This window comes from Romboutsia sp. BSD2780061687b_171204_C1 (genome assembly GCF_015560225.1).
GTDB lineage: Bacteria > Bacillota > Clostridia > Peptostreptococcales > Peptostreptococcaceae > Romboutsia_C > Romboutsia_C hominis.
In genome coordinates this window covers 452,995-475,087 of the sequence record NZ_JADMRK010000001.1, presented here as the reverse complement: position 1 = coordinate 475,087, position 22,093 = coordinate 452,995, and the positions used below count along the sequence as shown (strand labels likewise).

31 protein-coding genes and 2 tRNA genes are annotated in these 22,093 nt (G+C 25.1%); 11 read left to right on the top strand and 22 right to left on the bottom strand.

What is annotated here, in order from left to right; all coding sequences use genetic code 11:
- Nucleotides 1-96 precede the first annotated feature (96 nt).
- The 4 genes from I2H23_RS02470 to I2H23_RS02455 all read right to left on the bottom strand — a co-directional run bounded on the left by I2H23_RS02470 (nt 97) and on the right by I2H23_RS02455 (nt 3,037).
- Entirely contained in the window at nt 97-576 is a 480-nt protein-coding gene (locus I2H23_RS02470) for a GNAT family N-acetyltransferase (RefSeq protein ID WP_195580982.1), read from the bottom strand.
- Between the two features lie 209 nt (nt 577-785).
- Nucleotides 786-1,976: a dicarboxylate/amino acid:cation symporter gene (locus I2H23_RS02465; RefSeq protein WP_092926460.1), complete on the bottom strand. Its 1,191-nt coding sequence runs from the start codon at nt 1,974-1,976 to the stop codon at nt 786-788.
- 209 nt (nt 1,977-2,185) lie between these two features.
- Nucleotides 2,186-2,386: a hypothetical protein gene (locus tag I2H23_RS02460; RefSeq protein ID WP_166505150.1), complete on the bottom strand. Its 201-nt coding sequence runs from the start codon at nt 2,384-2,386 to the stop codon at nt 2,186-2,188.
- Between the two features lie 357 nt (nt 2,387-2,743).
- Nucleotides 2,744-3,037, bottom strand: a complete 294-nt coding sequence (locus I2H23_RS02455; RefSeq protein ID WP_195580981.1) for a hypothetical protein — start codon at nt 3,035-3,037, stop codon at nt 2,744-2,746.
- 76 nt (nt 3,038-3,113) lie between these two features.
- On the opposite strand from I2H23_RS02455, the gene I2H23_RS02450 reads away from it, so the two are divergent.
- Nucleotides 3,114-3,308 carry a hypothetical protein gene (locus I2H23_RS02450; RefSeq protein WP_195580980.1) on the top strand — a complete coding sequence of 65 codons (195 nt, stop codon included), beginning with the start codon at nt 3,114-3,116 and terminating at the stop codon, nt 3,306-3,308.
- 298 nt (nt 3,309-3,606) lie between these two features.
- Here the strand turns inward: I2H23_RS02450 and I2H23_RS15305 are convergent, their stop codons facing one another.
- The 3 genes from I2H23_RS15305 to I2H23_RS02435 form a co-directional block, all read right to left on the bottom strand.
- Nucleotides 3,607-3,825, bottom strand: a complete 219-nt coding sequence (locus I2H23_RS15305) for a hypothetical protein (protein ID WP_242871338.1) — start codon at nt 3,823-3,825, stop codon at nt 3,607-3,609.
- 82 nt (nt 3,826-3,907) lie between these two features.
- Nucleotides 3,908-4,099: a transcription initiation factor TFIIIB gene (locus tag I2H23_RS02440; protein WP_195580979.1), complete on the bottom strand. Its 192-nt coding sequence runs from the start codon at nt 4,097-4,099 to the stop codon at nt 3,908-3,910.
- A 63-nt stretch (nt 4,100-4,162) separates the two neighbouring features.
- Nucleotides 4,163-4,783, bottom strand: coding sequence for a hypothetical protein (locus I2H23_RS02435; RefSeq protein ID WP_195580978.1), 621 nt, complete (start codon nt 4,781-4,783; stop codon nt 4,163-4,165).
- 270 nt (nt 4,784-5,053) lie between these two features.
- On the opposite strand from I2H23_RS02435, the gene I2H23_RS02430 reads away from it, so the two are divergent.
- The 4 genes from I2H23_RS02430 (at nt 5,054) to I2H23_RS02415 (ending at nt 6,669) form a co-directional block, all read left to right on the top strand.
- Entirely contained in the window at nt 5,054-5,383 is a 330-nt protein-coding gene (locus tag I2H23_RS02430) for a PadR family transcriptional regulator (protein WP_166505147.1), read from the top strand.
- Nucleotides 5,380-6,000, top strand: coding sequence for a DUF2812 domain-containing protein (locus tag I2H23_RS02425; protein ID WP_195236997.1), 621 nt, complete (start codon nt 5,380-5,382; stop codon nt 5,998-6,000). Before I2H23_RS02430 ends, I2H23_RS02425 begins: the two co-directional genes overlap by 4 nt.
- Before the next feature lie 274 nt (nt 6,001-6,274).
- Nucleotides 6,275-6,350: transfer RNA gene (locus I2H23_RS02420), tRNA-Asn, on the top strand.
- A gap of 243 nt (nt 6,351-6,593) precedes the next feature.
- Nucleotides 6,594-6,669, top strand: a tRNA-Asn gene (locus I2H23_RS02415).
- A gap of 254 nt (nt 6,670-6,923) precedes the next feature.
- On the opposite strand, the gene I2H23_RS02410 is transcribed toward I2H23_RS02415, so the two are convergent.
- The 4 genes from I2H23_RS02410 to I2H23_RS02395 form a co-directional block, all read right to left on the bottom strand.
- Complete coding sequence (locus I2H23_RS02410; RefSeq protein WP_166505145.1) at nt 6,924-7,091, bottom strand: hypothetical protein; 168 nt, start codon at nt 7,089-7,091, stop codon at nt 6,924-6,926.
- A gap of 219 nt (nt 7,092-7,310) precedes the next feature.
- The gene (locus I2H23_RS02405) at nt 7,311-7,790 is read right to left on the bottom strand and encodes a hypothetical protein (protein WP_195580977.1); all 480 of its coding nucleotides are present in this window, start codon (nt 7,788-7,790) and stop codon (nt 7,311-7,313) included.
- Nucleotides 7,791-8,343: 553 nt separating this feature from the next.
- On the bottom strand, nt 8,344-9,594 hold the full coding sequence (locus I2H23_RS02400; protein ID WP_195580976.1) for an ABC transporter permease: 1,251 nt from the start codon (nt 9,592-9,594) through the stop codon (nt 8,344-8,346).
- Complete coding sequence (locus tag I2H23_RS02395) at nt 9,594-10,508, bottom strand: ABC transporter ATP-binding protein (RefSeq protein ID WP_195580975.1); 915 nt, start codon at nt 10,506-10,508, stop codon at nt 9,594-9,596. The genes I2H23_RS02400 and I2H23_RS02395 overlap by 1 nt, the downstream gene beginning before the upstream one ends.
- Before the next feature lie 298 nt (nt 10,509-10,806).
- Here I2H23_RS02395 and gltS point away from each other — a divergent pair, with 298 nt between their 5' ends.
- From gltS to I2H23_RS02375, 4 genes are all read left to right on the top strand, one after another.
- Nucleotides 10,807-12,051: a sodium/glutamate symporter gene (gltS, locus tag I2H23_RS02390; RefSeq protein WP_330615385.1), complete on the top strand. Its 1,245-nt coding sequence runs from the start codon at nt 10,807-10,809 to the stop codon at nt 12,049-12,051.
- A 220-nt stretch (nt 12,052-12,271) separates the two neighbouring features.
- Nucleotides 12,272-12,592, top strand: a complete 321-nt coding sequence (locus tag I2H23_RS02385) for a hypothetical protein (RefSeq protein ID WP_195580974.1) — start codon at nt 12,272-12,274, stop codon at nt 12,590-12,592.
- A gap of 121 nt (nt 12,593-12,713) precedes the next feature.
- Nucleotides 12,714-13,097: a hypothetical protein gene (locus tag I2H23_RS02380; protein WP_195580973.1), complete on the top strand. Its 384-nt coding sequence runs from the start codon at nt 12,714-12,716 to the stop codon at nt 13,095-13,097.
- Nucleotides 13,098-13,301: 204 nt separating this feature from the next.
- Nucleotides 13,302-13,781 carry a hypothetical protein gene (locus I2H23_RS02375; protein WP_195580972.1) on the top strand — a complete coding sequence of 160 codons (480 nt, stop codon included), beginning with the start codon at nt 13,302-13,304 and terminating at the stop codon, nt 13,779-13,781.
- Nucleotides 13,782-14,016: 235 nt separating this feature from the next.
- Here I2H23_RS02375 and I2H23_RS02370 read toward each other — a convergent pair whose 3' ends face one another.
- The 3 genes from I2H23_RS02370 to I2H23_RS02360 form a co-directional block, all read right to left on the bottom strand.
- Nucleotides 14,017-14,520, bottom strand: a complete 504-nt coding sequence (locus tag I2H23_RS02370) for a GNAT family N-acetyltransferase (RefSeq protein ID WP_195580971.1) — start codon at nt 14,518-14,520, stop codon at nt 14,017-14,019.
- Complete coding sequence (locus tag I2H23_RS02365) at nt 14,510-15,184, bottom strand: YczE/YyaS/YitT family protein (protein WP_092926496.1); 675 nt, start codon at nt 15,182-15,184, stop codon at nt 14,510-14,512. Before I2H23_RS02365 ends, I2H23_RS02370 begins: the two co-directional genes overlap by 11 nt.
- A gap of 214 nt (nt 15,185-15,398) precedes the next feature.
- A complete protein-coding gene (locus tag I2H23_RS02360) occupies nt 15,399-15,617 on the bottom strand; it encodes a hypothetical protein (RefSeq protein ID WP_195580970.1) in 219 nt (72 codons plus the stop codon).
- Nucleotides 15,618-16,269: 652 nt separating this feature from the next.
- Here I2H23_RS02360 and I2H23_RS02355 point away from each other — a divergent pair.
- Together I2H23_RS02355 and I2H23_RS02350 are read left to right on the top strand one after the other, a co-directional pair.
- Nucleotides 16,270-17,118 (top strand): CPBP family intramembrane glutamic endopeptidase, encoded by an 849-nt coding sequence (locus I2H23_RS02355; protein ID WP_195580969.1) that lies wholly within the window; start codon nt 16,270-16,272, stop codon nt 17,116-17,118.
- A 30-nt stretch (nt 17,119-17,148) separates the two neighbouring features.
- Nucleotides 17,149-17,427 carry a hypothetical protein gene (locus I2H23_RS02350; RefSeq protein ID WP_195580968.1) on the top strand — a complete coding sequence of 93 codons (279 nt, stop codon included), beginning with the start codon at nt 17,149-17,151 and terminating at the stop codon, nt 17,425-17,427.
- Between the two features lie 175 nt (nt 17,428-17,602).
- Here the strand turns inward: I2H23_RS02350 and I2H23_RS02345 are convergent, their stop codons facing one another.
- The 8 genes from I2H23_RS02345 to I2H23_RS02310 all read right to left on the bottom strand — a co-directional run bounded on the left by I2H23_RS02345 (nt 17,603) and on the right by I2H23_RS02310 (nt 21,694).
- Nucleotides 17,603-17,815, bottom strand: coding sequence for a hypothetical protein (locus I2H23_RS02345; protein ID WP_092926504.1), 213 nt, complete (start codon nt 17,813-17,815; stop codon nt 17,603-17,605).
- A gap of 165 nt (nt 17,816-17,980) precedes the next feature.
- Nucleotides 17,981-18,511: a GNAT family N-acetyltransferase gene (locus tag I2H23_RS02340; protein WP_195580967.1), complete on the bottom strand. Its 531-nt coding sequence runs from the start codon at nt 18,509-18,511 to the stop codon at nt 17,981-17,983.
- A gap of 342 nt (nt 18,512-18,853) precedes the next feature.
- Entirely contained in the window at nt 18,854-19,324 is a 471-nt protein-coding gene (locus I2H23_RS02335; protein ID WP_330615393.1) for a CPBP family intramembrane glutamic endopeptidase, read from the bottom strand.
- A 539-nt stretch (nt 19,325-19,863) separates the two neighbouring features.
- Complete coding sequence (locus I2H23_RS02330) at nt 19,864-20,478, bottom strand: hypothetical protein (RefSeq protein ID WP_195580966.1); 615 nt, start codon at nt 20,476-20,478, stop codon at nt 19,864-19,866.
- A gap of 97 nt (nt 20,479-20,575) precedes the next feature.
- Complete coding sequence (locus I2H23_RS02325; RefSeq protein WP_166505134.1) at nt 20,576-20,887, bottom strand: hypothetical protein; 312 nt, start codon at nt 20,885-20,887, stop codon at nt 20,576-20,578.
- A gap of 97 nt (nt 20,888-20,984) precedes the next feature.
- Entirely contained in the window at nt 20,985-21,089 is a 105-nt protein-coding gene (locus I2H23_RS15300; RefSeq protein ID WP_271932777.1) for a cold-shock protein, read from the bottom strand.
- A gap of 33 nt (nt 21,090-21,122) precedes the next feature.
- Complete coding sequence (locus I2H23_RS02315; protein ID WP_166505131.1) at nt 21,123-21,326, bottom strand: helix-turn-helix transcriptional regulator; 204 nt, start codon at nt 21,324-21,326, stop codon at nt 21,123-21,125.
- A gap of 5 nt (nt 21,327-21,331) precedes the next feature.
- Complete coding sequence (locus I2H23_RS02310) at nt 21,332-21,694, bottom strand: DUF3796 domain-containing protein (RefSeq protein WP_166505130.1); 363 nt, start codon at nt 21,692-21,694, stop codon at nt 21,332-21,334.
- Nucleotides 21,695-22,093: the final 399 nt, after the last annotated feature.

Here is a 22,093-nt window from a genome sequence, read left to right as displayed (position 1 = left end):
TAGCAAATTAGAATTTAAATTTTAAATATTACTTTAAATTCTTCACATACTACTTTTTATCTTTCTAATGAACCTTAAAATAATGTAATAGAGATATCATTCTACCCCTTTTGTATAAACATAAACTTCACTTTGTAATTTATCTATCCATTCATCATATATAAAACCTAAGTTAAGTAATAAATTTTTTGATGGAATATTTTCTTTTTTTGTCATTGCTATTATTTCACATTCCGGATATTTTTTTCTGATTACTGGAAGTATAGCTTTTAAAGACTCCTTTATATATCCTTGTCTAGAGTATATAGGATTAATAGTATATCCTATTGAAATAGTTTTTGCTTTCTTTATAATATAAATATCACCTAGAAGAGTATCTGTAATTCTGTCACTAATAGCAAGTCTAATGCCTTTATTAATGTCTTTATTACCTAACAAATCTTTTCTATAATCATCTTTTGTTAAAGATTTCGTGCTTTGATATTTCATCCATTTTTTATTATTTCTATAAGACATAAATAACTCTAAGTCATGTTCCTTAAAATCTCGTAATATACATCTATCAGTTTCAATCATCATATACCTCACTTAAATTAAATTTCAAAGTGTAAATGTGTTTCTTATAAACTATTTTATAGTTATATTATAGTTGTATTACAATTAAGTTAATAATAAATAATTAAGACTTATAATTTTTGTATAAGCCTTAATTAATATAAAAAACAAGCCTTATACAAAAATACATCTAGTAAGGCTTGTTTATATTTATAAAATAATTAAATTAACTATAAATTAAAAGATTTATCATCACTCTTTATATTCTTCTTATCAGCAACCCCAGTAAGCATAAGAGTCAACGCACCATCTCCAACAACATTACAAGCTGTTCCAAAACTATCTTGAAGAGCAAATATAGTTAATATAAGAGCTGTTCCAGTTTCATTAAATCCAAGAACACTAGTTATCAAGCCAAGAGATGCCATAACTGTTCCCCCAGGAACACCAGGTGCACCTATTGCAAATACTCCAAGTAATAATATAAATAAAACCATATTCCCAACACTTGGAAGATGACCATAAAGAATTTGAGATACAACCATTACAAAGAATACTTCAGTTAAAACAGAACCACAAAGATGTATATTTGAACAAAGCGGAACAGAAAAATCTAATATATCTTTTCTTAAAACTTTAGACTTATTAGCACATTCTAGTGCTACAGGTAATGTTGCAGCAGAAGACATACTTCCAACAGCTGTTAAATAAGCTGGACCATAATATTTTATAACTTCCATTGGATTTTTTCCTGACATGATACCTGCAATAAGGTATAATACTGACATCCATATAAAGTGACCAATAAGTACAATAACTATAACCTTTAAGAATACTGGAAGATGATTAGTTATAGAACCTTCATATGCTAAACTAGCAAATGTTGTAGCTATAAAGAAAGGTAATATAGGTATTACAACTTTATTAACCAAGCTTAAAACTATATTTTGAAACTCATTTAGAAATTTTTCAACTAAATCAGCTTTAGTCCAAGTTACAGCTAAACCAACTATTATAGATAAAAATAAAGCACTCATAACAGGCATTACTTGAGGTATGTCTAATTGAAAGATAAGTTCTGGTAATTCACGTAAAGACCCTGTAGTTGAAGCGATTGATAATTTTGGAATTAATATATAACCAAATATTGCAGAAAATGCTGCTGCACCCACTGATGATATGTAAGCAAAACCAATTGCAAATCCTAATAATTGAGAAGCATTATGTCTTAATTTAGCTATGGATGGAGCTATAAATCCAATGATTATTAATGGAACTGAGAAGAATATAACCTGACCTAAAACGTATTTAAGAGTAACTATTACGTTCATTACGGACTCTGAAGATATAAATCCAACTATAAGACCAATAGTAACTGCTAGTACTAGCTTAAATATTAAGCTATCGAAAATCTTTTTCATAATAAATCCCCCTTTTAATATGAATAAAATTTTAAATTAAAATATTTAGTATGACAAAATATTATCATCATCAACACAAATGATAGCAAACTAGTACTTAATATTCAACAAAATTTAAGTATTTCTATAATATTAAATCAGATACACAAAAACAGAGTAATAAATTTAGATTACTACCCTGTAAGCTCACAATATATTAAATAAATAAACTACTTAATTTTATCTAACTTATCAAAAAATATTGAAATCTCACCACAATTTGGACAAACAGTAGCCTTTACTTTTCCTTTTGTATCTGAAAAAACTCCACTTCCCTTTCCTAATAACACTGAAGCTTGAGCTGTAAAATTTTCAGTTTTCAACATATAATCTTCAACCATAGTTTCATTACATCTTAAACACTTTCTCATACTATCTCCTCCACAAAAAACATATTTTTGAGCATCATTTACTTTGTTTTGCCCTTTTTAAAATATATTTTAATCTATCATAAAATGTAAACTTATGATTACATTCAGTACAATTTCTCACAATATTTTCCCCTTTCAACCTTTTATTATAATATATAACAATTGTTAATTTAATTATAGCAGAACTTATAGTTAAACAACTGTCCACTAAAAGAAATAATTTGTTAATGATTTAGTATTTATATCTCCACATGCTTTTTAATATTTTATTTTTTAACTATCTTAAATAATTACATGATAAATAAGCAATAAAAATAGCTAGACATATGGGAATTACCCAATATCTAGCTATTTTAACTATATAAATAATCTGATTAAATATGCCAATACTATAGAAGTCATTAAACTATATATAGATCCCTTTGGGGTATCGTACAAAACAACTAATATAGTTATAAAAAACACTGTATTTATTATACTTGTAAAATCAAAATACCACATTCCTATACTAAAAGAACATAATATCATAACTGTAATTATACATACCTTAATAATAAATGGTACAATTCCATTTCCTTTAGCATACCAACAAACAAATGCCAATAACGGAGAAATAATTGTTACTGCATACCATATCATCATGTAATTCATAGGATTAAATCCTGCAAAAATAATACTATATATATGATAGCTAACACACATACCTAAAAAGAATAAAAATACATTAATGCCTGCTCGTAAAGGTGTATTACTAAAAATAGATATACATACTGCAAGTAAAATCCACACTCCAAGTAAAGAGAATACATTTCCTAAATCTAGTATACCTAAAATATGTTGCCACCAAATACCATCATCTATAGCTAAAGTATCTAGCCACTTTGAAAAAGTTCCAAGTCCAATTCCAAGAAAAAAATTATGATTGAATTTATTATCTTTTTTGAAGCCGTCAAATCATTCTTAGGAATTCTTATTTGTTCTAAAAATTTTATCACTGTCTAACTCACTTTCTTATGTAAATTCCCATTTATCTATATTATTTAAAATATTTCCTAAATGATAATCCCTAAGGATGAAAATATTTTAAATCCTCTATTAGTTTACTTTTTATGCTTATTTTTATTATATAAAAATAAGCCAACTCCAGCTATCAATATCCCAAATACTGCAATTGCCCCGTATGGAATTGTAAAAAAATATGTAGTCATTTTATCCCCCCTTTATTTAACACCTTGTCCACTAAAACTCCATTCATCATAAAACTCATTTAAAAACTCTTCCATAAATTTATGTCTTTTTTCTGCTATTTCTTTTTCTGCTAAATATTTAGCTAAGTTATATACCCTTTCTATGTGAAACCAATCGTGCCCACTTCCTTCACCATATAGTTTGTTCTTTACAAACTTCTTAGTTTTCTCTATCATTAAAATCTTATTCATATCTCTTAGCCCTTCATTTAATAATAAAGTTTATAATAACATACATTTAATTTTTTATGGATAGTTTTTAACCTATATATTATTATTTCTTCTTAAATTTATTAGATTTTAAAACTCTCATAGCTATTATATATCCACATTCTGTACATACACTAGCTACTACTTCTTGTGTTTTAGGAATTAAACTATTCGAATTAATTAATCCACCATAACCTACAAAACTACCTTCTCCAATTTCATTACATCCGCATAAAGGACATTTTTCTAAATCCATTGATAATCCCCCTAAAATGTATCTTATTTAAATTCTCATTATGTTAAAATTTTTTAGTAATTATTATGCTAATTTAGCTAATTTTCTCATCCACCAATCCTTAGTTAAATACATATATCCATTTGGAGTTATTACAATATATTCATCATTTACATCTAGTACATCTGGTACTCCCGTATATACTATATCTATATAAAGATTAAATCCCTTAACTTTTCTATTTAATTCACATCTTAATTCATCTATATAATCACAAAATCTATTTTCTACCATAATTTCATAGTAAGAAATCGCACTTTTACCTCCAGCTTGCATATCCCACCACTCAATGAAATATGGATATGCTTTTTTACAGCATTCCCTAAGCTCAATATATTCCAACTCTAAAAAATTATTTACATTATATATTTCACTAACAAGTATACTCATTCTATTATGGTTAATATTATTACACCTTTCTTCTATAACTCCATTAAACCATAGTTTCCACTGTGATTTTAGCTTTTCAATATGTAAATCATCAAAAACTAGATTTGATAGATTAGTTGGCCAAGGTGTATTTGATTCATTAAAGTTTTCATTATCAATTAAATTATACATACACCCAGTAAATATAATAAAGTTTAATAACTCATCCTTAGATGTTCTAATAGACCAAGATTCATTAGTATCTTCACTTATCATTTTAAATACCCCCTTACTATTATTTTTTATTTCGTGTTATATAATAATTGTAAACAAATAATATACATAATTATACTATATGTTATAACTATTTGTATATTTCAACATAATTGACTTTAACTTGTTATCTTATATCTTTAAAATGATAATGTACATAAGATTAATGTAAACCTTAATAAAGATATAATTTTATTGTTAATTATTACGTTTACTGATATAATTTTATTACAGTAAACGTAATAAAGGTTACTGTAATAAAGGAGAAATAAAATGAGAGATAATGTAAAGGGTGGTGCTTTAACAGAAACTACACTTTTTATTCTATTGGCACTATACAAGCCTAACCATGGCTATGGTATTATGCAATTTATAGAATTAAAAACAAGTGGTCGTTTATCATTAGGGGCTGGTACTCTTTATGGAGCCATTAATACTTTGTTAAAAAAAGGATGGATAGAGCCATACGAGAGTAAAGATGATAGTAGGAAAAAGGAGTATTTAATAACATCTAAAGGTAAAATCGTAGTTGAAAATGAAATTGCACGATTAAATGATGTTCTTAATATCTCTTTAAAAATAGTAGGGGATGATAAAATATGAAAAAAATAGTGTTTAAGTATTTCTTTGATTTTTTAGAGGGGCAAGAAAAATGGTTAAACCAAATGGCTAAACATGGATATAGACTTGTTAAGGTAGGAAAATTAACCTATGAGTTTGAAAAATGCAATCCATCAGAATATATATACTGTGTTGAATTTGTTGCTGATAAATCAAACTCTGAAATAAAAAAATATAAGAATTTTTTAGAAGATGATATTGGGTATAAGAGTTTTATAAAGAATATAAATATAAATTGGTCATTTGGAAAAATGAAATTTAGACCATGGAGTAATGGTGGTAAAATTTCAACTTCCCCAGGAAGTTTTAACAAAGAATTACTAATATTAGAAAAGCAAAATGATGGAATGGATTTTAACCTACACACAAGTAATGATGATTTAATAAAATATCTTACTCCAATACGAAATATGTATTTATTTACAACTATACTTCTTGCAATAATTACTTTTGTAAGTAAATACAAAGCTTCTAATCATTTATTATTAAATACTCTATTATGGGGATTAATTTTAATTACTCTATTTTTAGGAATACAAACTATAAAATACTTTAACTTAGTAAAGAAATATAAAAAAGATAAAAAGCTTTATGAATAATTCAACATTAAAAGAGTTATATTATATAAGGTTTAAACTATATAGAATTAAATTTATCATATAGCTATACCACCATAGCTAAATTAATTTTAGTTACTGTGGTATAGCTACTTTTATTGTTGTTTCAACTTTTTCCACTTTTGTATTTTTATTTTAAGTTATTTAAATTCTTATATAAATAATTTTTAATAAACTATTAATAAAATTTAATAAACTGGTTAAAATAATAACTGTAACGAACAAGTGAAGATTTTCTACCCTATCTAAAATATTTGGGAGTATGGCTCAGTTGGTAGAGCAATTGACTGTTAATCAATGGGTCACAGGTTCGAGCCCTGTTATTCCCGCCACTTTAAAAACTCTTAGTTTTGGCTAAGAGTTTTTTATTTGGATATTTAAATATTTTATCAATTATATTATATAAAGGGTCACCAAAGTTTAATTAACATAATTCTCTTTTGTATATCACAGCTATTTATAAATATTTTATAATAGTTAAATAATTTTAAAAAAATATTAATAAAATTTAATAAACTGGTTAAAATAATAACTGTAACGGACAGGTAAAAATTTTCTACCTATCCAAAATATACGGGAGTATGGCTCAGTTGGTAGAGCAATTGACTGTTAATCAATGGGTCACAGGTTCGAGCCCTGTTATTCCCGCCACTTTAAAAACTCTTAGTTTTGACTAAGAGTTTTTTTATTTGGCTATGTTTTAATAACAAAAAAGTAATTGTATACCTACTTATATACTCCTACTTTTTTATTCACATTTTTACAATGAATATCCATACAATCTTTCAGCCGCAAATTAGCTACATCTTACCATTGTTTCACCAGTTTTAATTCTATCTTTATCATAAACATCCCATATTTCCATACTTTCACACCTTCAAAATATATATTTAATTATAATTTAACTATATAAACTTAACATGATTTTTTCTTTTCCTTTTAGTACCATTTTTACAAGAAGTCCATGTTTTATAACCTGATGAATTAGGTCTTTCCCCCGCACCATATCTCATAATCAAGCCTGCAATTATCATTAATATACCTAGATAATATGAATGTTCAAAGTAATTCACATTATACCCCTCCTATTTTTCTACTTATATATAAATATATTATTTATTAAAACTTATCTTACTCTTAAAAATAAGAAATGTTTTACCTAAAAGATATCCAATTCCTATCGCTCCCATGCTAGGAAATAAGTATTTAAATAAAAATGCTATATTATGAATTACTAATTATTTAAACTTCTAGATTTCTTAATTCGTAATATAACAAAATTATAATCTAAATCAGAACTCATTTGATATCATACTTTTTACTTCTTCAATACTATGAAATTTCAAGTATTGATCTATAAAGAATTTATTTTCATCACTACTCAATATATAAACTTTATTATCTTTAATATTTTGAATATATCCTATTTTATTACCTATCCATAAATTATAACGATGGACTCTACTTGATACTCCCTCAATTTTATTATATAAAACTAAGGACATAGTATTTGTTGGTTTTCCTAATTTTCTAGCATTTTCTGAGTTTATATCTATACCATTTTTTCGTTTTGTGAAACAAACCCTAATGATATATTCTTCATCTTCTTTTGAGATGTTTTCATTTTTATCAAGGTTAAGTGCACCAATACTTCCACTTATTACTGCTCCACCAAACTCTTCATTACTTTTTACAAATACTTTTATAACAATAAACATAATAATTATTATCAAACCTAATATTAGGATTATCTTGTTTTTCTTCGAATTCATTTTTCCCCCTTGCATAATACTGTATAGCCTATTATATAATTCATAATATATACCAATTTCTAATTAATCTTTTCGTATCTATGTAACCTATGAGGTAATAAATCAAACAAAGGAATAGTTATAAATAATATTAATATTTGCAGTTTAAATTTTAGCATAAAATCATTTAAAATAATGATATTATTAAATACAAATATATTTGACATAGTAATAATAAAAATGTATATTCCCCTATATACATTTGCTTTAGATTTATAAATTGAGTTACATTTTGAACATTTCAAATGTCCTTCTAAGCTAAAAAAACATTTTAATCTATCATAAAATGTAAACTTATGATTACATTCAATACAATCTCTCACAATAATTTCCCCTTTCAATCTTTTTTTGCAATATATAACAATTGTTAATTTAATTATGTCAAAACTAAAACTTAATAATATGTCCACTAAAGCAGATGATTTTATAAACAATACTATTACATAAAATTATATTTATCAAAATCTTATAAAGAAAAACTAGGCTTAAAGCCTAGTTTCTCATATTTTAATATTTACTTTTCACTTTTAAGCCACTTTAGGGCATTTTTAAGTTTTATTGGATTTCCATACATTAAAGTAGCCATTCTGTATATCTTAGCACCACCTATTCCTGCTAATACTGTTGATACTATTAATATTAATGCAGATATTATAAATTCTACTGATGTAACAGCTCCTGTTGCAACTCTTACTATCATTGTCATTGGAGATGCAAATGGTATGTATGAACAAACCTTTATTAGTGTACTATCTCCATTAGTTAATCCAAATATACTAATCATAAATACTACAATAAATATCATCATTATAGGTCCAACACTTGACCCTATGTCTTCTGTTTTTGATACTAAAGCTCCCAATGCACCAAATATGAATGAATAGAATAGGTAACCTAATATACCAAATATAGCAAATGTAGCTATTAATTCTGGAGGAATTTTAAATAAATTATCTAATATACCATTCCACGCTTTACTATTTACCTTATATGCAATAAGTACTGATGACATTATTACTCCAACTTGTAATATACTTGCTATTGCACCTGCAATAACTTTACCAAATATTAAATTATTTGTATTTGTACTTGTAACTAATACCTCTATTGCTCTATTACTTTTTTCTGCCGTTATTCCCATGGCAATTAATTGACCATACATTAAAATCATCATATATATAACGAAGATTAGTATATAAGCATAAAAATAATTATTTGCACTATCTTTGCCTAGTATTTCAACATTAGATGCTATTTGGGTATTATAAATTGCATCTACCTTATTAAAATCTATTCCTTCGCTAGTAATTTTATTTTTTCTATACTCTTTTTGTAAAAGTTCATCAAATATATACTTATTCTCATCATTAAACTTAGTATTTTGAACAACATAATCATACTCAGTTGGATTTTTAACATTAAAACCTGCTTCTACATCTTTATTTTCAACTAACTTATCTAATTCATCTTTATTTTTTACCACTTTCCAATATGAATTTGGAAAATAAGTCTTTAGCTCTCCTTTATTAGGAATAATATTATTTTCATCATATATTGCAAAATTAGTTTTATCTTCTTCTATAAGATCCTCTACTTTAGCTTCACCTTTATTTCCTATTGGCAATATAGATGACATATCTATAAAGTTAGGCAGGGATAATCCAATTATCATTACTAATGAAATTATTATAGTACTTATTATAAAAGATTTTTTATGAAAGTAGTTTCCAAGTTCAAATTTTAGTACTGTGAAAAATTGTTTCATTATTCTTCACCTACTTTCTTTACAAATATATCTGTTAAGTCTGGTTCATATACAGAAAACTTCTCTATATCTATATTTTCTTTTAATATACTTTCTAAAAGTTGGTTTTTCGTTGTATTTTCATTTAGCACTAATATTAAATAATCCTTTTTAACTTCATCTACCGTTACTAATTCCTTAAACTTATCTTTACATATAGATTCTAAATCATTTAATGTAAAATTCTCTGCACTTAGTATTAATCTATTGTTACCAAATTCTTTTTTTATTTCTTTAAGATTTCCACTCAGCACAATCTCACCTTTATTTAAAATAGCTATTTCTTCACAAAACTCTTCAACATAGCTCATTTGGTGGCTAGAAAATATTACTAGTTTATCTTGATTTATTAATTCTCTCACAGTATCTTTAAGTATCTGTGAATTAACTGGATCTAATCCACTAAATGGTTCATCAAGTATAACTATTTCTGGATCACATACTAATGTTTGTGCTAATTGAACCTTTTGCTGATTTCCTTTTGATAAACTCTCTAATGTTCTATTTGCATATTCTTCTATACCTAATTTTTCAAGCCATATCTTTGTACTTTCTTTTGCTCTCTTAGCATCTGCACCTCTTAACTGAGCTAAGTAAACTATCTGTTCTGTAACTTTCTTTTTAGGATATAATCCTCTTTCTTCTGGTAGGTACCCTATCTGGTAATCTCTTGGGTTAAACTTCTTTCCATCTATTAATACCTCTCCTGAATTAGCCTTGAAAACGTCCATTAATATACGAATTGTTGTAGTTTTTCCTGCACCATTTCTCCCTAATAGTCCAAGTGCCTTTCCACTTTCAACTGAAAAGGATATTCCATGTAATACTTCATTTTCTGAAAAACTTTTTCTTAGATCCTTCACTTCTAGCTTCATATTTTCTCCCCTCTTTAAAGATGTTATCTACTATATAGTATATTAACGATTATTTATATTCAACTATTTCCCTTAACAAATCTAATTCACTAAACACTTTATAATTTATCTATAAAATCTCTTAAGGTATCAGTTAAGTTGACTTTATCAATTTTTTATTGTAATATATAAAATAAGTTCCATGAATTTCAACATCTTCTACTCTCAATTATCAGAAAATAAAATCATAAGAATTTAAGTTTTTAAATTATTCATTATAATGTTTAAAATTTAAATTTATATTAAGGAGGGTAAACTTATGTTTCAATTTTCAAATGAATTAAAAATGATGACCCTAAATTTAGATATAATTCAAAGTATTGCATTTACTACTGCTGTACTTTTAATAGGGTCTTTTATAAAAAGTAAAATCTCTATATTAAATAAATACTGTATACCATCACCAGTTGTAGGAGGATTTTCTTTTGCAGTAATAGCCTTTATATTAAGGCAAACAGGAATAATTACTATAGTATTTGATACAACGCTACAAAATATATTAATGACAGCCTTCTTTACAACGGTTGGATTCACTGCAAGTATGAAAGTCTTAAAAAAAGGTGGAACACAAGTAATTAAGTTTTTAATTATATCAGTATTATTGATATTAGCTCAAAATATAGTTGGTGTTTTCTCTGCTAAGTTAATAGGTGTAGACCCACTATTAGGACTTGTTTCAAGTTCTGTTTCTATGACAGGTGGTCATGGAGCTTCTGGTGCATTTGGTCCTCTTCTTGAAGCAAATGGACTTAAAGGTGCTCTTAGTATAGCTATGGCCTGTGCTACATTTGGATTAGTATCAGGAAGTATTATAGGTGGTCCTCTTGCAAATAGATTAGTTAAAAAACATAATCTTCAACCAGAGGAAATAGAAGTAAAAGAAGAATTAGTATCAACAAACGTAAATGAAGAAGTATCATACAATGAAATATCTATAGGAAAACTTTCAGAAAGTAAATTGACAAGCTCAATTATACAAATAATAATAGCTATGGGACTTGGGACTATAGTATCAGGCTTATTTTCATATATAGGTATAACAATGCCATCTTATATAGGTTCTATGATTGTAGCAGCTATTATGAGAAATATTTCAGATGCAAAAGGGATACATAATGTATCAAGCAATGAATTAGAATGTATAGGTTCAATATGTTTATCATTATTTTTATCAATGGCTATGTGTAGCTTAAAATTATGGGAGCTTGTAGACCTAGCTATACCTATACTAATACTACTAACTTTACAGACATTATTAATGATACTATTTGCCTACTTTGTTACATTTAACGTTATGGGAAAAGATTACACAGCAGCAGTGCTTGCAGCAGGACATTGTGGATTTGGTCTTGGAGCTACACCAAATGGAATAGCAAATATGGAATCTGTAACTTCTAAATATGGTCCAGCACCTAATGCATTTTTCATATTACCACTAGTTGGAGCATTATTTATAGAATTTATAAACTCCGCAGTTATAACGACTTTTATGAATCTACTATAAACATATTTATAAAAAATAATGTATAAGATATTAGAATATATAAAAATAATGTATTTAAAATAATTGTATATTTATTTCAAATATATATAATAAAAACCGTATCACTTCTTGTGATACGGTTTTTCCTTTGTAATTCTAAATTACTAATTTATAATGTATAATTATATATAGAATATATTAGAATTTTATATGAAAGTAAATGTATTAGGGGGAAAACATAATGTCATTTATAATTTTTGTAATATGGGCATATTTATCAACACTATTATTTAGTTTTTTATTTTATAAGTTAAATCATATCAAACCACAATTATTTAAAGGAGTACAAATAAGAATAAATAATTTAAGTGAAAAAAAGAAACGTAGATTAGGAATAATTGCAAATATATTATTTTTAATAATAATTTTTATTTTACCTATATTTAATGATAGTGATATTATAGCTGGTTTAATTATAGGTTTTTTATTTTCATTCAAGGATATATGTTTTAATAATAATGTTATTGAATATGCGTTAAAAGATCATAATGGGATAAAGTAATATATAAAACAATACAGAGTATAAAAAAATATCAAAATTGCCATTCTTTTTAGTTATTATAATAGGTGTAAATTATCATTTAATATATAACAATTATTTGGTTAATTAGGGGGGGAATATTATGGATAATGTTATTGATTTTAAATTGGTTTTTATATTTATGATTTTTATAATTATGTTTTTAGGGGATTATATATCAGAAAAGAAGTTTAAACCAAATAAAGCACTTCTAGAAGAAATTGAAGACTTAGAATTTTCAAGAAGATTTCGTATATTAACTATAATACTAATTATTGCGATACCGTTATCTTTAAATAAAAATACTTATTTTACTTTATTAATAATTATAGTAGCTTTAATAGCTGAATGGATTAGAATTAAATATGCTTTAAAATTTTTAAGTAATAAAGATGAAAGTGAAAGCACTAAAAAATATATATCAACTATGGCTATTTTTCAATTTGTATATGTGATAGCTTTAGCTTTGTATTTTATATTTTTTTAATAAAATTATACTTATATAAAGATTGTATTAGGTATTATACCATTATTCATTAGTTTTTATAGAGTTAAAAAAGTATACACTAAGATAGATGATTTCATAAACAATACTATTACTTAAAATTATATTTAGAAACCATTAATAAGTTTTAAAATTTATATATTTAATCTATACTTATATATAATAAAATATAAGGGGGTAATATTGATGAATATAGGGAATAAATGTAAAATAAAAGACATTTCAAAATGTTTAGTAGATGAATTTAAAGCTCAACAAATTACTAAAGAAGATTTTTTAAATTTAAGTGGAAATCTTTCTACGATTGACTTAAATGACAATTCAATAATATATAAAATAAGTGATTTAGATTTTATTCAATCACTATTAAGTGAAAATGAAAAATCAGAAATACAAATAACTATAAATCATTTTAACGAAAATGTTGAAGATATAGATTGCTTATCATATGAATATCAAATAAGTACTGGAAAATTAATAATTATTGTTTTAGAAAGCGAAGATGGAGAAAATTTATCTAGTTTTACAATAGATGGAAATGGAGAACTATTATTTAATTATTTATCAAAGTTTATTGGTGATGATATTGAAAAAATCGAGAATCCTTTAGATGAAGTAATTGAAGAATTAAATCATTTTACGCCTTACGGAAAATATTTTAAATAATATAAAAAGTAGTTCTATTACTATAATAAATACTATAAATTTTATGCTATGTTTAAATAAGATATTAAAAAATACAATAATTAAAAGGACCATTATATGGTCCTTTTAAATTAGATTTCTTTATTATATTTATTTTCATGTACGACTTTTTAAATTACTTTATTTTATAAAATTATTATTTAAACATAAATTTAGAAACTACTAAAGAAATTGCCTAATTACCAAATAAATTAAACTACAACAATTTTTCAAAAGCTATTCTTTTACTTGAATCATCTACATATATTATTCCGCAATACTTAAATCCATTTTTCTTAAGTACCCTTTGCATAGGAATATTCTCTTCATGTGTATCAATTTTAATACTATGTACACCACTATCTATACAAAGTTGTTCTACACATTTAATAATCTCAGTTGATAGACCTAACCCTTTGTGGTTATTACTTACAGCTACTCTATGGATAGCTGCATATTTATTGTTACTTAGCCACTTTCCATCATAGATAGATTCATACGTTGGCTCTCCTTTAAATGTTACCATTGAAGTAGCAACAACCTCACCATCTTTTTCTAGTACATAGCTTTCAACATTTTTTATATCCCCAATAATTGTATCTTCGTTTGGATAACCATTTTGCCATTGGTCTATTCCTTTATTTTTAAAGAATTCTTGGGCTTGATTGATAATTTTCATTATACTTTTTACATCATTTGTTTTTGACTTTCTAAACTTCACTAATATCCTCCTTGTCAGTTACGCATTCTTTAACAAATGCAAAACACTGTTTTATATCTTTATGATTTAAATTTTTAACATCAAAATTAAATACTTTATACATCATTTGAACACAGTAACCTATCCCAAATACAGTTAATAAAGTACCTAGTCCAACAGTCCCACCTAATATCCATCCAGTTATTAGAGCCAGACCTTCTATAAAAAATCTTATTATACTTACAGGCTTTGATGTAAGTTTTACTAAGACTACCATTAATCCATCTCTCGGACCACATCCCATTTCACACCCTATATATAAATAACTTCCTATTGCATTAACAAACATACTTCCTATCATAAGTAGTACGCCGTAAAATAAATTAGCACTTGTAGGAATTATATCTATATAGATTATTAAATCTATGAAACATCCAATCATAATCATATTTGCCAATGTTCCAAATCCTATTTTTATACCTAATATACTAACTATAATTACAATTAATAGACCGACAATTATACTTGCCTGACCGATTGTAAGGCCAACTAAATTAGACAAACCTTGATGAAAAACATCCCATGGACTCAAACCCAAATTTGATTTTATTAACAGTACAGTAGAAAGTGCACATAATAAAAAGCCTGATAACATTCTTAGAAAAAGCATTAATATTTTTTTCATAATTAATCTCCTAAAAAACAATAGCTAAACTTTAACTATTATTTTTAACTATTCTCCAATACCTTTTTTAAATATATCTCTATGATATAATTATATTATAACTGTTTATATATATCATCATAATTAATTTTAATCTACTCTTTAAGTTCTTTATTTTCTTCTTCAAGTCTGTTTATTTTTCTTTTTGGCTATGTTAGCTAACTTTTTAATAATATTATGATAAAAGTAAACATACCTTAGTATTTTCAATATTTTTCACCACTTCATCTGAAGTAATTTTTTCTCCTTTTATATCATCCTCTATCATTTCAAAATACACTTGTTTTAAGCTTTTTATTTTCTTACCATCATTACCCTTCATATATACCATAACAATTCCTACTATTCCCAATAAAAAACATATACTTAAGACAATATTTCTTTTTTTGTTCATGAATCTCCCCCTAAATTTAATAATTTTACCAGCTTTTATCTTTAATTATATTGTACTATCAATAGATTAATTTTCTATAATTTTATTTAAATCAAAACACCAATAATATTAAATTATGGTACATAATTATTTTACCTATTTTTAAAATTTAACTAGTTTATCTGCACAAAAAAAGTATCTTAAAAATTAAGATACTTTTTCGAATACATAATTTGAATACATAATTAAGGGTTTAAGGATTTATTATAGTTTGGCTACTTCCTCACCAAAGTATATATATCCATTAAAGGAAACTGATTATCTTTATCAAACTCTTTAATTAAATGATAATATTTTTCAATTAATTTGTCAATATTTTTTTTAAATTTTTATCATTAAATTCTCTAATAAATCTACTAAATAAAATTTTGTTTATAATATTATAAGTATTATTAAAGAAGGCTAATTTTTGTCCTCTTTATATACAATATGCTATGCAAAAAAATACCCATTTAATTTCTTTAGCTAACTTAAATCAAGATACTTTACTTAAAGTTTAATGAAACCATTTTGTAATAGGAAAACGATTAAGTATTATGTATAATATAATTAAAGTTTGCAATTGTTATAAATTGTAAATAATATATGTGGGTAAATAATTTAAGGGGTGGAGATGTATAATTTAAATCAAATATATAAAAATGAAATAAAAATTAAACCAATATCTTTATTAAAATCACTTTTTGCTATAGCTATATATATTTTAGTTCAAAATATAATAGGTTTGTTATCAGTTTTTATTAGTGTTTTAATAAATCCAAACATGTCTTTTGGAAATAATATGATACTTGTAATGATATTAACAGTATCTATAAGTATAGCTATGGTAATATTGGCAGGGCATATATTTACCGAAAAAGGTAGTACTAAAATAAATAACAATAATTTTAAACCTAACAAGAAAGATTATTTACATATTTGTTTGATAATAATAGGGTATATTTTAATTAGAGAGGCTGTATTGTTTGAAGTATTAACACAGTTTGAAGGACCTATACCTGATGAAACTATTGATTTTATTATTGAAAATTCTAGTGGTATAGAATTTTTTGTACTAAGTTTAATGTTATTTTTACAAACACTTATAGAAGCACCTATATTTGAAGAACTGTTTTTTAGGGGAATATTATTAAATGGATTTCTAAGTAAATATAAAATAAATCATAAAAAAGCTATAATATATTCTGCGATAATATTTGCCATTGCACATTTAAATATACCTCAAGGGATAAATGCCTTTATATTAGGAGTAATACTAGGATATATTTATTATTATACAAAATCTATGAAACTATCTATTTTCGCTCATTTTATAAATAATTTAATTATATTTATACCAGTACCAAGTAATATAATAATTAAAATTGCATACATTTGTTTAGGATTATATTGTATTGTAAAAGGGCTAAACTACATAAAACAATTACAAGAAAAAAATAACAAGCTAGCTATAGATAATTAGTTATAAATTTACGTTTGGAGGTATTTTATCATGTTATTATGGATTATGGTGTTTCTTGGTACTTTACTCTTTGTTGTGGGACTTTATTTTATTGTAAAAAATTATAAAGATGGAAAATACATAAAAAAATATGGAGTAATTTCTTATATAGGGTTAGGCATAGCAGTTCTTGGAACAATATTATTAATGGAGCCTGTATTTACCAAGTTACCCCCAAATTTATCTGGAGTTGTACCAAGTTTTATATCTTTAGCTATTTTTATGATATCAGCTAAATTATTGCTAAAACCTACATTTTTAAAAAAATAATTACCAATTTATTGAGTAGATTAAATAAAGAATCTTAACATATTTAAACTAAAGTATATAAAAATGGCTAGACTTTTGATAATTCCAATAGTTCTAGCCATTTTTTTGCTTATTTATAATACAAATCCTAATAAAGTCTAAATTTAATAAAAAAGACATTTATTATACTAATAAGTTATACATTATTTTTATTATCTTTTATTGCCCGTGTTAATTTACGTAAATTATCATTTATAGAAATTAATAATATTAGAATCAAAATACCTATAATTCCTGTGCCACCTGAATTATTTATACTATTATTTACATTATCTACACTATTTTGCAAATTAGATATTTCACTAGATATATCTTTAAGTTGCTCTATTATTTGATTTTGTTCTTCCACTGTCTATCTCCCCATACCCTTTTGTTAAAAATTTTAAAAATTACTTATATAGTTTTTGATATATAGTAATTGTTGCTTTTTTATATTATATACTTTTTAGAATTTTTTTCCAATAATTAAATAAATTAAATCTAGCCATTATAAATTTAAACTAATTCAATGAATCTATTCTTGAATTAACGAAAATATTTCCACATCCAAAAAGTCGCCTTCTTTAAATATACTTTGTCTAAGCATTCCCTCTTTTTTAAATCCAAGCTTTGTTAATAAGTTAGAAGATGAATTATTCCCTATAACAACTTCAGCTTCTATCCTATGTAAATTTAAATCATAAAATGCGTATCTAATTATTTCACTAACAGCTTCCATTCCATAGCCATTGTGCCAATAAGCACTATCTATATCATATCCTAAATTACATTTTTTGTTTTTAAAATCTATGCTATTATACCCTGCTAATCCAATTAATTTATTATTTTCCTTAAGAACAATTCCCCATCTCATACCATTACCTTCTGAACTAGCTTTTAAAATTTTATCAATTAATATTTTAGCTTCATTTTCACATTTAAGTGATGTTTTTCCTAGGTATTTAGTCACTTCATCTTTTGATAGGTAGTTAAATATATCTAATGAATCATTCTTTGATATGCTTCTTAATAATAATCGATTGGTTTCTAAATTCTTAAAATTCATATTCTAATCCCCTTATTAAAATATTAAGTCTACAATATTTCTTTTTTTATTCATAAATCCCCTCCTAGATTTAATAATTTTACCAGTTTTGCTCTTTAATCAAATGGCTATATTTTAAATTAATATTGAAAATGATATTATTAAAATAAATATACAATTATTATATAATGTGAATTTAAAAGCAGGGGTTATACTCCTGCTTTTGTTGTTAAAATAATTTATAAAATCAACATTGGTTTAAAACAGAGCCAATAAAATAAATACAGTTAATCAAACTAATTAAAATAATCAGTTTTCTATATAATTTTAAGGCAACCTCTGTTTATAGTATTAGATAAAATTTTATGCACATTGTTTAAAAAACTTTTTCTTATCTAAATAAATAATGACTATTATAGCTACAATTATTACAATAGTTTCACAAATACCTCCTTCAGGTCCAAACTGTCCACCTGACAATGAGGGATTTCCAACCAGGTTTAAATCAAATAGTGTACCAACAGAAGTATTAGTTCCACTAACTTCAAACCCAAATATATTTCCCATAAAGAAATTCCAAGAACAGTGAATGCCACAAGCCCCCCAAAGGTTATTAGTTTTTAGAACATAAAGTCCAAATAAAAATCCTGTTAAAACTAAATTTATAACCGCTATGTAGCTAACATTTGGATTAAGTAAATGCATAAATCCAAAGTAAGTAGATGATACAATTAAACCAACCCATACATTGCACTTAGCACTTAAAACATTCATAAGCCATCCGCGAGTTACAATTTCTTCGGCAGAACTTTGAACTATCCATCCAATTAGTATTATACTTATATACTTTATAGCAGATCATATAGTAACATATAAAATTAGATTCCTAAGAACTAAAAATATTTTTAAAATTCAAAAATAGGAACATCTCTATGCTGAGATATTCGCTTAAATTTACACTATTGTATTAAGTTTATCTATGGGTAGAGTCAGCATTTTGAGTATTTACAATGTTAATCAAAGTACTGACTTTATATCTTTAAGTAACTATTCTAAAATTGGGAAAGTATAGGTTTTATACAACTACAAGATTATATTATATAATTAGAATGAATTGACATTAGAAACTAAAATATTATGGTATATTTTTCTATATTTAGCATTGCAAAGTAAAGTCTTTGAAAAATAAAGTTAATATAGTTTTTTAAAAAATACAAAAGAGTATATCTAATGAAATATAGTTATTTCAAATGATATACTCTTTTGTATATACAGCTATTCCGAAAATCTAAATTTCGGGATTAGTGATTAATTTTATGTATTAAGAATTATAATTAAATAAATATAGATTATCTGATTTATACTTAAACATTCTATTTTAGAGGTTTAGAATATATGTCTTTTAAATAGTTAAGCCTATCAAGCATTTTATTTAGATTTGCTTCAACATTTTTTTGATTTTTCTTTCCTTCATAACCTAATTCTTTGTTTACATCAAATTCATCATCTACTGCATCAGCATTAACTTTAATTGTTGCAGACATAACTTTCCATTTCCCATTTATTTTTGAAAGATATACTACATAATCATTTCCTGCCCCGGCTTCATTTATTTCCCTAGTATTTTCATCTTTAAAAGAGTAATATTCCTCTATATAAACATTAATTTTTACACAGTTTCCAGAGCTCACAAAGTTTCCATAATCAAATTTAAAATTTTGAGAAAGTACTTTTATATAATTTGTTTTATTATTAGTAGCTTTTACAGTATTTCTTGCTAATAGATATTTCTTTAATTGTTCATTTCCAACTGTTGAGAAATCATTCTTTCCTCCATTATAATTGTAATCATCTTTGATAAAAGTTTCCAATACTTCTGTTATAGAACTTCTTTCAAAAATAGCATGTTTATATACATATACACTAGAAATAAGAAGAATTGATAACCCTAGCAAAAGAATAAACCGTTTGTTTTTCGCCTTTATCATGTGATAACCTCCATATATATATAACTAGTCTCTAAAGTAAAATTTTAAGACTACTTACTTGAATTTCGGGGAATAGTTATTTTATTTGCTAAGTTTTTTAAACACCCGAGTTATATGCAATAACATATAGCATAGGAATTGTTATATATATGATTGCTATTAAGCAATAATGAATTACCATATTTATATTTTTATTTATTATCCAATATATTACTAATAAAAAGCAATATATTAAAAATACACCTGCTACCATTATAGGAATATTATATGGGTAATCATAAACTGTTGCCATTATAGGAACCACATATAGATTGTGGTCTATAATCCAATTAGGTACTGATACAGAGGAGAGAGCTAAAATTCCTGCTATAATCCAATCTACCATCTTCCAGTCTTTATACTTACTCATTTCTGAATTCACTCCATTCAAGTTAGCTTATTTACTAATTTTACCATAAATAAATTAAATCCACAAAAAATGACTAGCAATTTCTAATCATGAAATTCTAGTCATTTTTGTGGTTTTTATGTATATCTTCTACTGATATAAAACCAAATCCTTTTTCATTGTTAAACCATTTTACTATTCCGTTATTTATTAAAAAATACACCTGTGAACCTATTTCTACGTTTCTCTAAATTTATTAAAATTCAAAAATAAATAATTCTTCAATGGGAGTATTTAACTCCCTTGAAATTCTAACAGCTAATTCAAGTGAAGGATTGTATTTTGCATTTTCTAAACGAGCTATAGTTTCTCTTCTAACACTAACTTTATTAGCTAATTCTTCTTGAGTTAACTCATTAAATTGACGATATTTCTTTAAATTACTAATAAACTTTGCCATATTTTTTACTTCCCTAAATCAAATTTGTAAGTTAAAAATGCCCATAAATTCATTGATATTGCAAAAGTAAGTGCTACTATTAATATTTGTAGTCTATAAAGTGTTAGTACATCTACTGTATATAACTGAATTAATACACTTGATACAATTGCTATAGCAAAACATGCAGGAAATACTATAGAAGCTGCTCTATGTTTATTGTAAATTAATCTCTCATCTTCACAATCACCTAGCTTGTACCACCAATAATTAGCTAATTGACCAAAGAAGGCAAAATATATAAGTCCTAGTGGGTCACCGTTTAATTCTTTAAAACCTAAAAATCCAAAAAGTGCAAAAAAAATTGAATACTTGTTTAACTCTTTCATAAATAAATCCCCCTTCATATATGTGATATATTTATATCTCTATATTACATATATATCACATTGATTTTTATATTATGATTGAAATTAAAAAATATATTTTACATTTAAAATTATAATAATTAACTAAATTAATTTTATCTTCTAAAGTTATACTTTTTAATATAATTTAGCATACCTACACTATTTCCTTCTTTTTCTTCTTTATCTTATTCTTTTTCTTCTTCTTTTTCTTGTCCTATATTTTAATACGAGTCGTTTTAATTTTTTTCACCACTTGTTGACGATTGGTTATACGTATAGTGGTACGACTCGTTGCAAATTTTAAAACAAATAAAACTTAGTATATAAATATAAAAAGGAAGGAATCAATCTTATTTTGAATTCCCTTCCTTTATTAAA